Annotated in this window: 13 protein-coding genes; 1 reads left to right on the top strand and 12 read right to left on the bottom strand. The window is 70.4% G+C overall.

Translation table 11 applies throughout. The features are described from left to right. Window position 1: 1 nt before the first annotated feature. From OG984_RS27530 to prmC, 4 genes are all read right to left on the bottom strand, one after another. Window positions 2-418: a hypothetical protein gene (locus OG984_RS27530; RefSeq protein ID WP_328529271.1), complete on the bottom strand. Its 417-nt coding sequence runs from the start codon at window positions 416-418 to the stop codon at window positions 2-4. 114 nt (window positions 419-532) lie between these two features. Beyond that, window positions 533-1708 (bottom strand): glycosyltransferase family 4 protein, encoded by a 1176-nt coding sequence (locus OG984_RS27525; protein WP_328529270.1) that lies wholly within the window; start codon window positions 1706-1708, stop codon window positions 533-535. After that, window positions 1708-2436, bottom strand: a complete 729-nt coding sequence (locus tag OG984_RS27520; RefSeq protein WP_328529269.1) for an L-threonylcarbamoyladenylate synthase — start codon at window positions 2434-2436, stop codon at window positions 1708-1710. Before OG984_RS27520 ends, OG984_RS27525 begins: the two co-directional genes overlap by 1 nt. Then, a complete protein-coding gene (prmC, locus tag OG984_RS27515) occupies window positions 2433-3290 on the bottom strand; it encodes a peptide chain release factor N(5)-glutamine methyltransferase (RefSeq protein ID WP_328529268.1) in 858 nt (285 codons plus the stop codon). The genes OG984_RS27520 and prmC overlap by 4 nt, the downstream gene beginning before the upstream one ends. A 176-nt stretch (window positions 3291-3466) precedes the next feature. On the opposite strand from prmC, the gene OG984_RS27510 reads away from it, so the two are divergent. Then, window positions 3467-4435, top strand: a complete 969-nt coding sequence (locus OG984_RS27510; protein ID WP_328529267.1) for a sunset domain-containing protein — start codon at window positions 3467-3469, stop codon at window positions 4433-4435. Window positions 4436-4504: 69 nt separating this feature from the next. On the opposite strand, the gene prfA is transcribed toward OG984_RS27510, so the two are convergent. The 8 genes from prfA to OG984_RS27470 form a co-directional block, all read right to left on the bottom strand. Beyond that, complete coding sequence (prfA, locus tag OG984_RS27505) at window positions 4505-5584, bottom strand: peptide chain release factor 1 (RefSeq protein WP_328529266.1); 1080 nt, start codon at window positions 5582-5584, stop codon at window positions 4505-4507. A gap of 159 nt (window positions 5585-5743) precedes the next feature. Further along, window positions 5744-5956: a 50S ribosomal protein L31 gene (gene rpmE / locus OG984_RS27500; protein ID WP_008362128.1), complete on the bottom strand. Its 213-nt coding sequence runs from the start codon at window positions 5954-5956 to the stop codon at window positions 5744-5746. Window positions 5957-6100: 144 nt separating this feature from the next. Then, window positions 6101-7888: a transcription termination factor Rho gene (gene rho, locus OG984_RS27495; protein ID WP_328529265.1), complete on the bottom strand. Its 1788-nt coding sequence runs from the start codon at window positions 7886-7888 to the stop codon at window positions 6101-6103. Between the two features lie 202 nt (window positions 7889-8090). Then, window positions 8091-9014: a homoserine kinase gene (gene thrB, locus OG984_RS27490; RefSeq protein WP_328529264.1), complete on the bottom strand. Its 924-nt coding sequence runs from the start codon at window positions 9012-9014 to the stop codon at window positions 8091-8093. Between the two features lie 5 nt (window positions 9015-9019). Further along, window positions 9020-10087 (bottom strand): threonine synthase, encoded by a 1068-nt coding sequence (gene thrC / locus OG984_RS27485; protein WP_328529263.1) that lies wholly within the window; start codon window positions 10085-10087, stop codon window positions 9020-9022. Next, window positions 10087-11400, bottom strand: coding sequence for a homoserine dehydrogenase (locus OG984_RS27480; protein ID WP_328529262.1), 1314 nt, complete (start codon window positions 11398-11400; stop codon window positions 10087-10089). The genes thrC and OG984_RS27480 overlap by 1 nt, the downstream gene beginning before the upstream one ends. Before the next feature lie 62 nt (window positions 11401-11462). Beyond that, window positions 11463-12407 carry an alcohol dehydrogenase catalytic domain-containing protein gene (locus OG984_RS27475; protein ID WP_328529261.1) on the bottom strand — a complete coding sequence of 315 codons (945 nt, stop codon included), beginning with the start codon at window positions 12405-12407 and terminating at the stop codon, window positions 11463-11465. A gap of 52 nt (window positions 12408-12459) precedes the next feature. Then, window positions 12460-13122, bottom strand: a complete 663-nt coding sequence (locus OG984_RS27470; RefSeq protein ID WP_328529260.1) for a hypothetical protein — start codon at window positions 13120-13122, stop codon at window positions 12460-12462. Window positions 13123-13156 lie beyond the last annotated feature (34 nt).

The following is a 13156-nucleotide window of genomic DNA, read 5'->3' as shown; positions in this document are numbered from 1 at the left end:
GTCATGAGTCTGCCCCGGGCAAGTCGAAGAGCGGAATCCGCTCGCGTCGCACCAGGAACGCAAACGTGGTCGTCCATGCGACCGTGAGCGCCATGACCGAGAAGGCTGCCGGACGTACGACAGCGTCTCCACCGGTCTGCGAAACGATCAGCAGGACGACGAAGAGAACCATGCCTGACAGGGTGAAGACACCGACGGCGGCGGGCAGCGACAAGGCGGGCGACTTCGCCGCGACCAAGAACATCGCCCACGAGCCGACCGCCAGCACGACGACGGTGGCGATCGAACCGATCGCGGCACCGGTCAGACCATTGGTCCCAGCAAGAAGGAAAGCCACCCCGAGGGCCGCGAGCACAGCAACTGCGGACACTGCGGCAGAACCTCGCAGCACCTTGGATTTGCTGGTTGCGGTCGTCATCGTCGGCGGCCGTTCTCTCTGGGGGCATTTCACGTGTTCAGGAGCGTATCCCGAACGCTCGTGAAAACTATCACAAGCGTCTTTGGGCGCCCTAATTGATCGATCAAGGCACCGCTATCGGGGCTGCTCCTCCAGCGGGGTGAGGTCCTCGGGGACCTCGAGGAGCTTGTCGGTGCGCTCGCCGCGGATCTTGGGGAGGACGAAGGTGAGCAGCACGATGAGGGCGGTGGCGACGGCGAGGCCGGTGATGACGACGGGGCCGCGGTAGAGGGTCACGAAGACCGATCCGAAGGACATCAGGCCGGCCCAGAGCCACATGATCAGCACGGCACGGCGCTGGGAGTGGCCGATCTCCAGGAGGCGGTGGTGCAGGTGCTTCTTGTCCGCGGCGAACGGGGAGCGGCCGGCGCGGGTGCGGCGTACGACGGCCAGGACCAGGTCGACGAGTGGGACGACCAGGATGGTCAGGGGTAGCAGCAGCGGCAGGAAGGTCACCAGGAGCGCGGTGGAGGCGTCGAAGGCGTTCACGTTCAAACCGCCGGCGCTGTAGGAACCGGAGAGCGTGACGGCGCTGGCGGCGAGGATGAGGCCGATCAGCATCGAGCCGCTGTCGCCCATGAAGAGCCGAGCAGGGTGCCAGTTGTGGATCAGGAAGCCGACGCACGCTCCGGCGAGCGCGACGCTCAGCAGGGCGGCGGTGGACGCGCGGCCGATGTCGTTGATGCGGGTGAACTGGTAGCAGAACAGGAAGAAGGCCAGCGCGCCGATGCCGACGACGCCCGCCGCCAGACCGTCCAGACCGTCGATGAAGTTGACCGCGTTGACCACGGTGATCACCACCAGCCCCGTGAGCAGCGCACCCTGGGCCGGGTCGACGGCGAACTGGGTGCCGTCGGGGAAGGTGATGAAGGTGTACTGCAGGTTGAAGCCCACCAGGATCGCGGTGGCCAGCACCTGACCGCCCAGCTTGGTGAGGGCATCGAGCTCGAAGATGTCGTCGACGACGCCGACGATGCAGATCAGCGCGCCGGCCAGGATCACCACGCCGGTGTCCTGCAGCACGAAGTCGGGGGCGTCGGCGAGGAACGGCAGCTCACGGGCCACCAGGTAGGCGGCGACCAGGCCGCCCAGCATCGCCACACCGCCCATGTAGGGGATCGGCACGGCATGTACGTCACGGTCGCGGACCTTCGCGACAGCCCCCGTGCGCATCGCGAACTCGCGGGCGACGACGGTGAGCAGGTAGGTCACCACGGCGGCGACCAGGAAGAGGAGGACGTAGGCGCGCATCAGGCTTCTGCGTCGGTGTCCGTGTCGGGCACATCGGTGTCGGCCACGGCCGGGTCCGGGTCGCCCGGGCGCCGGATGGCGACACCGTGCTTCGCGAGCAGCTCGTTGATCCGGTCGATGCTGATCGCGCCCTCTCGCAGGACCTTCGGCTCGTCACCGGTGGCGGAGATGATCGTGGACGCCTCGCCCACGGGCGACTCGCCCCCGTCGATGATCGCCCTGACCATCTTGCCGAGCATCTCGTCGGCCTGGTCGGCGTTGGTGGCGGCCGGCATCGTGGTGCGGTTGGCCGAGCTGGTCGCCAGCGGGCCGACCCGGTCGATGATCCGGCGCAGGATGTCGGAGTCGGGGATGCGTACGGCCACCGTCTGGCGGGCCTCGCCCAGATCCCACTGCAGCGACGGCTGCTGGTGGAAGACGACCGTCAGCGCCCCGGGCCAGAACTCCTCGACAAGGGTGCGGGCCCAGTCGGGGATCCGGGTGGCGAGGGCGTCGAGGGTGGCGACGTTGGAGATCAGCACCGGCGGCGGCATCGCGCGGCCGCGGCCCTTGGCGGCCAGCAGGCCGGCCACCGCTCCCTTGTCGAACGCGTCGGCGGCGACGCCGTAGACCGTGTCGGTCGGCACGATCACGAGCTCGCCGGCCTGAAGGGCGGCCGCAGCCGCATCTATCGCCTTGGTCTGCTCGTCCTCGGTCGCGATCGGGTAGCGCTCAGTCACAGTGCTCATGTTGCCAGTTGCGCGGTCGTGAAGCGCGGACGGCCTGCCAGATCGAGGTGATCGCGTACGTCCTGCCATCGTCCGGTGGCGGCGAAGACGGCCGGTGCCCCGCCGTTGTCGGCGTCCGGGCCCTGCTCGTCGGCATGCTCGAAGCCGACCACTCCCCCGGGCTTGAGCAGCTCGGCAGCCCGCCGTTCCAGGACGCGGATCGCGTCCAGGCCGTCCTGTCCGGAGAAGAGGGCGAGGTCGGGGTCGTGGTCCCGCGCCTCGCGCGCCACCGACTCCCACGCCTCGAGCGGGATGTAGGGCGGGTTGCAGACGAGGACGTCGACGCCGCCGTCCAGGTCGGGGAAAGCGTCGGCCATGTCGCCCTGTCGCAGGTCCACACCGGTGCCGGTCAGGTTGCGTACGGCCCAGGGATAGGCGTCCTCGGAGAGCTCGACCGCGTGCACCTCGGCGCCCGGGACCTCGTCGGCGATGCTCTTGGCGATCGCCCCCGAGCCGGTGCAGAGGTCGACGACGACGGGTGCGTCGATCGCGGTGGCCCGGTCGATCGCCCAGCCGGCGAGCAGCTCGGTCTCCGGCCGGGGCACGAAGACGCCGGGGCCGACGGCGAGCTCGACGTGCCGGAAGTACGCCACCCCGGTCAGGTGCTGCAGCGGCTCGCGTTCCGCGCGGCGGGCGAGCAGGTCTGCGAAGGCCTTCTCCTGGTGCTCGGCGACGTCGTCGACGAGGAAGAGGCGGTTGCGGTCGGTGTCGAGGACATGGGCCAGCAAGATGGCCGCGTCGGCGTCGGGACTGTCGACGCCGGCCTCTTCGAGCTGCTTTCGGGCACTTGCCAGAAGTGTGCGCGGGGCGGTCATGGGCAACTGCTCCTGAATGTGTTAGTCATGCTTTACCCGGCTGAGGGTAACGTTCGGGCGCCTCAAGGGTTCTTCCGGTCATATGGGGGGACGCGGGAAATGGCCGCCACCCTCGTCGGGCGCTGTGCTGCCCCACCAACACACCCGAGTTCTCCCCCGGAAGGAAACATCACCCCATGAAGTGGCTCTTGCTGCTTGCACTCATTCTCGTCCTCGCCCTCCTGATCTGGTTCTTCTTCGGACGGCCGATCCGCAAGGACGCCAAGGCCGCGCACGGAGCGGACGAGGACAGCCCGGCGACCGAGACCACCAGCGCTCCCGTCGCCGCTGCCGCGGTCCCCGCCGAGGTGGCGGTGACCGAGCCGGTCTCCGAAGAGACTCCGGCTGACAAGGGTCCCGCTGACGAGGCTCCGGCTGCTGAGGCGCCGGCTGACGAGGCTCCCGCGGCCGAGGAGTCGGTCGAGGCTCCCACCGCCGAGGTGACCGAGGCGGACACCGCTGCCGTGGTCGCCGAGGCCGAGAGCGTCACCGCCGCAGCGGCAGCCGCTGACGCGACCGCCGAGCCGGAGGCCGCCGAGCCGACGGTCGACGAGGCCGAGACCCCGGCTCCCACCGCCGAGGTCACCGCCGAGTCCGCTCCCGCCGCCGAGGCACCCGCCGCGACCAAGGGGGCTCCCTACGCCGGCGCCGTGCTGCCTGCCGCTGACGGAAGCAGCTCGGATGCTGCGTACACGATCAAGGGCAGCAGCGGGAAGAAGTACCACATCACCGCGAGCCCCTACTACGGGCGCACGAAGGCGGCTGTCTACTTCGACACCGTGGAGTCGGCCGAGGCGGCCGGGTTCGTCGGCGCCAGCAGCGACTTCTACGACCGCGGCAAGAAGACCGCGGCCGCCGAGACCGAGCAGCCGCTGCCGCCGGCGAGCAGCTACGGCACCGGTAGCGCCGACCCGCTCGAGGACGGCTCCAGCCCGCACCCGGCGTACGTCGTGAAGGGCAACATCCGCAAGGACGGCGCCAAGCGCTACCACACCTCCGCCAGCACCGCCTTCAAGCGGACCCAGGCCGAGGTCTGGTTCGACAGCGAGGCCTCGGCCGAGGCGGCCGGCTTCGAGATCGGCTTCAAGAAGAAGGCCAACGCCTGAGCACGGCCCGCGCCACACGCACGAAGGTCGCAGTCACCACCTGGTGACTGCGACCTTCGTTCTTCGGGCTCAGGAGTCGAGCGAGGCCAGGCGCGCGGCCAGGTCGGCGTCGACGGCGCTGCCGATGACCGGCTCCAGGTCACCGTCGAGGACCTGGTCGAGGTTGTAGGACTTGTAGCCGGTGCGGTGGTCGGAGATGCGGTTCTCCGGGAAGTTGTAGGTCCGGATGCGCTCGGAGCGGTCGACGGTGCGCACCTGGGAGCGGCGGGCGTCGGAGGCCTCCGCGTCGGCGGCGTCCTGCGCGGCCTGGAGCAGGCGCGAGCGCAGCACACGCATCGCCTGCTCCTTGTTCTGCAGCTGCGACTTCTCGTTCTGCATCGAGACGACGATGCCGGTGGGGATGTGGGTGATCCGGACCGCCGAGTCGGTGGTGTTGACCGACTGGCCGCCAGGGCCCGAGGAGCGGTAGACATCGATGCGGAGGTCGTTGTCGTTGATCTCGACGTCGACGGGCTCGGCCTCGGGTACCACCAGTACGCCGGCGGCCGAGGTGTGCACCCGGCCCTGCGACTCCGTGACCGGCACCCGCTGGACCCGGTGCACGCCACCCTCGAACTTGAGCAGCGCGTAGGGAGCGCGGCCGGGCTCGGGGTTGCCCTTCGCCTTCACCGCGACGGTGACCGACTTGTAGCCGCCGAGGTCGGACTCGGTGGCGTCGAGGAACTCGAGCTTCCAGCCCTGGCGCTCGGCATAGCGGGTGTACATCCGCAGCAGGTCGCCGGCGAACAGCGCCGACTCCTCGCCGCCCTCACCCGACTTCACCTCGAGGATCGCGTCCTTGTCGTCGGTCGGGTCGCGGGGCACCAGCAGGCGACGCAGCCGCTCCTCGGCCGCCTCGCGCTGCGGCACCAGCGCATCGGCCTCCTCGGCGAACGCGGGGTCCTCCCCCGCCAGCTCGCGGGCGGCCTCGATGTCGTCACCCAGCTGCTGCCAGGAGCGGTAGGCGTCGATGATCGAGCTCAGCTCGGCGTACCTCTGGTTGAGCTTCTTCGCCAGGCGCGCGTCGGCATGGGTCTCGGGCTCGGCGAGCCGCTTCTCCAGCCCCTCGTGCTCCTCGATCAGCCCTTCGACTGCTTCAAACTGTGACATCTCCGCCTCGCTTCTCGCCTGGGAGGAATACCCGGTCAACCGGGTATTCCTGAACTTCTCCGGCGTTGCAATGCCCGAGAAGTTCAGGAATTGCCAGAGAAGTTCGATGAAATGCGCCGCGCCGGCCCCCACGACACGTGGGAGCCGGCGCGAGAAGAGCTACTTGTTGCGCTTGCCGAAGCGAGCCTCGAAGCGAGCCACGCGACCGCCGGTGTCGAGGATCTTCTGCTTGCCCGTGTAGAACGGGTGGCAGTTGGAGCAGACGTCGGCGCGGATGGCGCCCTCGGCCACGGTGCTGCGGGTGGTGAACGAGTTGCCGCAGGTGCAGGTGACCTGGGTCTCGACGTACGTCGGGTGGATGTCGGACTTCATGAGGTTCCTCTCAAGACATTGGGTTCCGGGTCGCCGCCGCAGGTTGCGGGACGTGAACCGGCACCGAGGATTCAGTGTATGTGAACGCCTGGGGCCGCCAATAATTCCCGGCGGCCCCAGAACGCTCGTCGCGCTCCGGTCGTCTCAGCTCTTGGCGACCTCGTTGAGCAGCACCATGTTGGTCGCGGACCCGGCGACCTTCTCCACCAGGACCGAGGCGGCCTTGGCGCCGTCGAGCGTGGCCAGCGAGGCGCGCAGCTTGCGCACCGCGTCGCCCTCGCCACCGGCGAAGAGCAGGTCGTCGCGACGGGTGCCCGAGGCGTTGACGTCGACGGCGGGGAAGATCCCGGCCTCGGCGTAGTCCTCGTTCAGTCGCAGCTCGGAGTTGGCGGTGTCCTTGAACGCCTCGAAGATGATCTCGTCGGTCTTCGAACCGGTCTCGACCGCGGCCGTGGCGAGGATGGTCAGCGAGCCACCGTCCTCGACGTTGCGGGCCGCACCGAAGAACCGCTTGGTCGGGTAGAGCGCCGCGGAGTCGACGCCGCCACCGAGGATCCGGCCCGAGGCGGGGACGGAGAGGTTGTAGGCCTTGCCCAGACGGGTCAGCCCGTCGAGCAGGACGACCACGTCGTGGCCGAGCTCGACTAGACGCTTGGCCCGCTCGATGGCCAGCTCGGCGACCACGGTGTGGTCGGCGGGCTGCCGGTCGAAGGTGGAGGCGATGACCTCACCCTTGACGCTGCGCTCGAAGTCGGTGACCTCCTCGGGGCGCTCGTCGACGAGCACCACCATGAGGTGGCACTCGGGGTTGTTGGCGGTGACCGCGCCGGCGATGGCGTGCAGGACCGTGGTCTTGCCCGCCTTCGACGGGGAGGCGATCAGGCCGCGCTGACCCTTGCCGATCGGCGCGATCAGGTCGATGACCCGGCCGGTGACCGGGTCGGCGCCGCCCTCGAGGCGCAGCCGCTGGTCGGGGTGGACCGGGGCGAGCTTGTCGAACTCCACACGGTGCTTGGCGACCTCGGGGTCGGCACCGTTGACGGAGTCGATGCGCACCATCGGGTTGTACTTCTCCTTGCGCTCGCCCTCACGGGGCTGACGCACCTGGCCGACGATCGCGTCACCACGGCGCAGGCCGAGGCGCTTGACCAGCGACAGGGAGAGGTAGACGTCGTCGGGTCCGGGCAGGTAGCCGGAGGTGCGGACGAAGGCGTAGTTGTCGAGTACGTCCAAGATGCCCGCGGCGGGCACCAGCACGTCGTCCTCGAGGATGGTCGTGTCCGGCTCGCCGCGGCCCGGGCGGTTGCGGTCGCGGTCGCGGCCACGACGGCGGCGGTTGCGGCGGCTGCCGCCCTCACCCTGGTCGTCGTCGCCCGCGTCGTCGGCCGACTCGGCCGGCTTGTCCTTCGGAGCGTCCTCGTTCTTCTTCTCGGCAGCGGGCTGGGCGGCCTTGGCCGGGCTCTTGCCCTGGCCACCGCCTGCGGGCTGGCCACCCTGGCCCGACTGACCACCCTGACCACCCTGGACGGACTGGCCGCCCTGGCCGGTGCTCTTGTTCTGGTTCTGGTTGCGCTGGCGGCGCGGGCGCTGGGCACCCTCGCTGCCGGCGTCAGCAGCCTCGGCGGGCTTCTCGGCGGGCTTCTCCGCGGGCTTCTCGGCCTTCTCGGCCGGCTTGTCTGCGGACTTCTGCGCAGCCTTCTCGGCGGCCGGCCGCTCGGCCTTCTCAGCCGGGGCGGGCGCCGACTGGGCGCGGCTGCTCTGGGCAGCCTTGATCGCGTCGATCAGCTGGGCCTTCTTCATCGAGTTCGCCCCGCTGATGCCCATGCCGTTCGCCATCGCCTTGAGGTCGGCGAGGAGCATTCCGCCAAGGCCACCGCGCTTCTTCGGGGCTGCGTTCGGCTCCGGCGCAGTGGATTCCATGGTCTCAGTCACGTGAGTCCTTTCCCACGTATCGCCGATCGGCGTACGACGCCGACGGCTCGTCTTGTCAGAACCCCTGACGCGCCGATGCGCGCCAACCGAAGTGGCACGGCACGAAAGGGGGATGTCACACCCATGGACCTGAGCGGCCCGACGGATGTATGTCCAGGCTAACACGCATGGCACCCATCACAGCAGGGGCCCGGAAGGCGGGTCAGAGGATGCGTACGCCGTCCATGTCGACGCTCAGCGCATGGCAGGCCCAGCCCGCCGGACAGCGGGCGGCGAGCTTGGTCGTCTCGGCCGACTCGACGCCGCTGCTGAACGCCAGGACCGTCGGCCCGGCGCCCGAGACGATGGCCGCGACACCGTCGGCGCGCAGCTCGTCAACCAGGGCGAGCGACTCCGGCATGGCGGGCCGGCGGTACTCCTGGTGGAGGAAGTCGCGGGTGGCGCGGTGCAGGTGCTCGGGCGCGTCGCTCAGCGCCGCGACCAGGAGCGCCGTACGTCCCGCGTCGGCCGCCGCGTCGGAGTGCGGGACGGTCTCGGGCAGCAGGCCGCGGGCGGCCTTGGTCTCGACGCCGGTCGCGGGCACGAAGACCACGACGCTGACCCGGGGGTCGACGGCGGTGCGGACCGCGAAGAACCCGTCGTCCTCACCCGCGATCGTGAAGCCACCGTGGAAGGCGGGCGCCACGTTGTCGGGGTGCCCCTCGATCTCGGCGGCCGTCTGGAAGAGCGTCTCGTCGTCGAGGATCAGCTCGCCGCCGGCGACCAGCGCACGGGCGAGCACGAGTCCGCCGATGATGGCGGCCGAGGACGAGCCCAGGCCGCGCGCGTGCGGGATCCGGTTGTGGCAATGGAGCCGGAGACCGGCCGGCTGCTTGCCGATGATCTCGAAGGCGGCCCGCATGGAGCGTACGACCAGGTGGGACTCGTCCAGCGGGACCGTGCCCTCGCCGGCTCCCTCGACCGTGACCTCCAAGGTCCGTTCCCCGGTGGTCGAGCTTGTCGAGACCACTTCGCCGGTGAGCTCGTCACGCAGGTCGAGTGCGAGGCCGAGGGAGTCGTAGCCGGGGCCGAGGTTGGCGGAGGTGGCCGGGACGGTGACGGACACCGGGCCTTCTACGAACGTCATGGGTGCTACGCGAGTCCTGCTGCGGCCGCGGCGGCCTCGAGATCGGCGTCGATGACGATCTCGGGGATCTCGCCGAAGAACTCCAGCGCGGTGGCGGTGTCCTTGAGCCCGTGACCGGTGACGGTGATGACCGTGGTGGCCCCGGCGTACGTCTCCCCCAGCTCGAGGTCGGCGAGCAGCCCGGCGACACCGGCTGCCGAGGCGGGCTCGACGAAGACCCCGTCGTTGCGGGCCAGCAAGGCCTGGACGGAGAGGATCTGGTCGTCGGAGAGCGCGCGGAAGCGGCCACCCGACTTGGCGGCGGCGGCCTCGGCGAGCTGCCACGAGGCCGGGTTGCCGATGCGGATCGCGGTCGCCCTGGTCTCCGGGTGCTCGACCGGGTGGCCGAGCACGAGCGGCGCCGCGCCCTCGGCCTGGAAGGCACGCATCACCGGAGTCTTGGTGGCGTGGCCGGCCGCTGCGTACTGCTCGTAGCCGAGCCAGTAGGCAGACAGGTTGCCGGCGTTGCCGATGGGCATCAGGTGGTAGTCGGGGGCGTCGCCGAGGCGGTCGACGACCTCGAAGGCCGCCGTCTTCTGGCCCTCGAGGCGGACCGGGTTGACGGAGTTGACCAGCGCGACCGGGTAGCTGTCGGCGAGCGCGCGGGAGAGCTTGAGGCAGTCGTCGAAGTTGCCGCGTACCTTGACCACCTCGGCGCCGTGGACCAGCGCCTGGGCCATCTTGGCGGCGCTGATCTTGCCGTTGGGGACGAGCACGACCGGGGTGATCCCGGCCTTGGCGGCGTAGGCCGCCATCGAGGCGCTGGTGTTGCCCGTGGAGGCGCAGACGACCGCCTTGGCACCCTCGTGGACGGCGACGGAGATGGCCGCGGTCATGCCGCGGTCCTTGAACGAGCCGGTCGGGTTCTGGCCCTCGACCTTCAGCCACACCTCACCCTTGGTGGCGCCGGAGAGCCACTCGGAGTGGACCAGCGGGGTGCCACCCTCGCCGAGCGTCACCGCCTTGGTGTCCTGGGGGATGTCGAGAAGGGTGCGGTACTCCTCGATCACGCCGCGCCATTGGGTTGTGGTCATCAGACTGCTCCTTCTACACGCATCACCGAGGCGACGTCGCGGACGTACTCCATCTCGCGCAGGTGCTGCACGGTCGCCGCCAGCGCGGCATCGGGGGCCTCGTGGGAGACGACGACCAGCTGGGCGTCCTCTCCCCTGCCTTCCTGGCGAACGGCTTTGATCGAGACGCCGTGCTCGGAGAAGGCGGTCGCGACGGCGGCGAGCACGCCGGCCTTGTCGGCCACGTCGAGACTGACGTGGTAGCGGGTGACGGTCTCGCCCATCGGGCGCACCGCTCGGGCGGCGTAGGCGGACTCGCCGAAGCCGCGGGCGCCGAGGGCCTTGTTGCGCGCGATCGTGACCAGGTCGCCCAGGACCGCGCTGGCGGTCGGCTCGCCGCCCGCGCCCTGGCCGTAGAACATCAGGTCACCCGCGGAGGCGGACTCGACGAAGACGGCGTTGTAGGCGCCGCGTACGGTCGCCAGCGCGTGGGTGCGCGGGATCATCACCGGGTGGACCCTCGCGGAGACGTCGTCGCCATCGAGCTCGGCGATCGCGAGCAGCTTGACGACGCTGCCCATGGCCTTGGCGGAGGCGACGTCGCCGGCGGTCACCTCGGTGATGCCCTCGCGGTAGACGTCGCTGGCGGTCACCCGGGTGTGGAAGGCGAGGCTCGCCAGGATGGCGGCCTTCGCGGCGGCGTCGAAGCCCTCGACGTCGGCGGTCGGGTCGGCCTCGGCGTAGCCCAGGTCCTGGGCCTCGGCGAGCGCCTCCTCGAAGCCGGCCCCGTAGGTGTCCATCTTGTCGAGGATGTAGTTGGTGGTGCCGTTGACGATGCCCATCACCTTGGTGACGTGGTCGCCGACGAGCGAGTCGCGCAGCGGGCGCAGGATCGGGATCGCGCCGGCGACCGCGGCCTCGTAGTAGAGGTCGGTGCCGGCCTTCTCGGCGGCCTCGTAGAGCGTCGGGCCGTCCTCGGCGAGGAGCGCCTTGTTGGCGGTCACGACGCTCGCGCCGTTCTCCAGCGCCTTGAGGATGAGGCCGCGGGCCGGCTCGATGCCACCGATCACCTCGACCACGAGGTCGACGTCGTCGCGGGCAACCAGGCCGTGGGCGTCCGTCGTCAGCAGCTCGGCGGGGACCTCGACGTCGCGCGGAGCGTCGAGGCGGCGTACGGCCACGCCCCTGAGCTCCAGCGGCGCACCCACTCTGGCGGCGAGATCCGCATCGCCCTCGAGCAGGAGCCGGACCACCTGGGACCCCACCACACCGCAGCCGAGGACGGCGACGCCCAGGGGTTCGACGGCGTGCGCGGTCGTCTTGTTGCTGCTCACGCGCCCAAGGGTATCCGGGACAGGCTCCAGGGACCGACTTCCGCTCTAGGCGCGGACACCTCTCACGTCAGGAGCACGACCTTGCCGGTCGTCTCCCGGGCCTCCAGCGCGCGATGGGCGTCCGCGGCCTCGGCCAGCGGGAAGGCGGAGCCGACGTACGGCGTGCGGGAGCCGTCAGCGGCGGCCTCGAGCGAGGCCTGCTCGAACTCCTTGATCCGGCCCTGGACCCAGGGGCCGAGGATGTCGATGATCTTCGCGGCGCCCTCGTAGCCGTCCTGGTCGCCGGAGAAGCGGACCATCCTCCCCTCCGGGGCGAGGTGGGCATAGACCTGCCTGGGTACGTCACCCCCGACCCCATCGAGAAGGACCGTGATGCGGGGCTCCTCTGCACGAAGGCGCTCCAGCCAGCCGTCCGCGCGGTAGTCGATCGTCGTCTGCGCGCCGAAGCCGCGGGCGATCTCGAGCTTTGCCTCCGAGCCCGCGAGCCCGACCGCGCGAGCGCCCGCGTTGCGGATGCCCTGGAGCAGGATCGCGCCCATGCCACCGGCCGCCGAGGTGACCACGACGACGTCGTCGGGAGTGATCTGGGCGGCCTCGAGCACCGCCGCCGAGGTGCGTCCGGTGCCGATCGCAGCGACCGCCGCGGCCGAGTCGAGGCCGTCGGGACGACGGTAGAGCTGCTTCTCGTCGGCGACCGCGAGCTCGGCATAGCCGCCGCTGCTTCCCGGGCCGAGGTGAGCGACGACCTTCGCGCCCCGCCAGGCCTCGTCGACGCCTTCACCGATCTCGTCGACCACCCCGGCGACCTCACGGCCCGGAGTCATCGGCAGCTCCGGCCGCGGCATCGTCGGCGGGAGGTCGGCCGCTCTGATCGAGGTGTCGAGGCGGTGGACGCCGGCGGCCTCCACCCTGATGCGTACCTGGCCCGGACCTGGGGTCGGGTCGGGAACCTCCTCGATTCGCAGGACCTCCGGACCACCGAACTCGTGCTGTCTGATCGCTCGCATGGCTCGAGTCAACCTGCTCAAGTTGACTTGAGGTCAAGAGATTTCCGAAACCTCAGGAGAGCTCCGGGATCGGCCGGAGCACGGCAGCGACGTCGCGCGCCAGGCGTACGCGGCGGAGCAGCTCCTCCATGTCGGGCTCGATGTCGGTGGTGACGGTGATCGCGTCCTCGCGCGCCACCACCCACAGGCGCTCGTCGACGACATGGCTGGCGAACCGGGACAGCGACCGGGCGTGCTCCTCGTCGGCGGCGATGACAGCGCCGTCCGGGGTGGTCACGTTGGTCTTGGCCCGGAACTCGGGAGGGAAGAAGACCGGGGTCGGGACGCGGCCGGTGCCGGTGTTGCCGGAGCCCGGCGAGAGCCCGATCATCGCGGCCGTCTTGGGCAGGTGAGCAGGGACCCGCACCACCACCCAGCGGGCCGGGCGCCAGGGACCCTTCCCGGGGGACGCCTTCCCGTGCCAGTACTCGACCAGGACGCCGTCGCAGGTGCCGTCGACGACGAGGTCGCAGCGCTCGGCACGTACGTCCGGACCCAGCACCTCCCACCGCACCGGCCGCTGCGCGGCGGCCTTGCCGGTCACCACCGGCCAGCCGAACGTCTGGGCCGCACGGGTCACGCTGTCGCGCCGTTCCTTGGTGAGCCGGGCGAAGGACGCTCGCGGCGCCTGGGAGGGCGCCGCGAGCGGTCCTTCTGAGTAGACCCCCCTCGGCATGCGGACCATCGTAGGCTCACGACCCCACGGATTT

The organism is Nocardioides sp. NBC_00368, from assembly GCF_036090055.1.
In the GTDB taxonomy this organism is placed as follows: domain Bacteria; phylum Actinomycetota; class Actinomycetes; order Propionibacteriales; family Nocardioidaceae; genus Nocardioides.
This window is presented reverse-complemented; position numbering and strand designations above follow the sequence as displayed.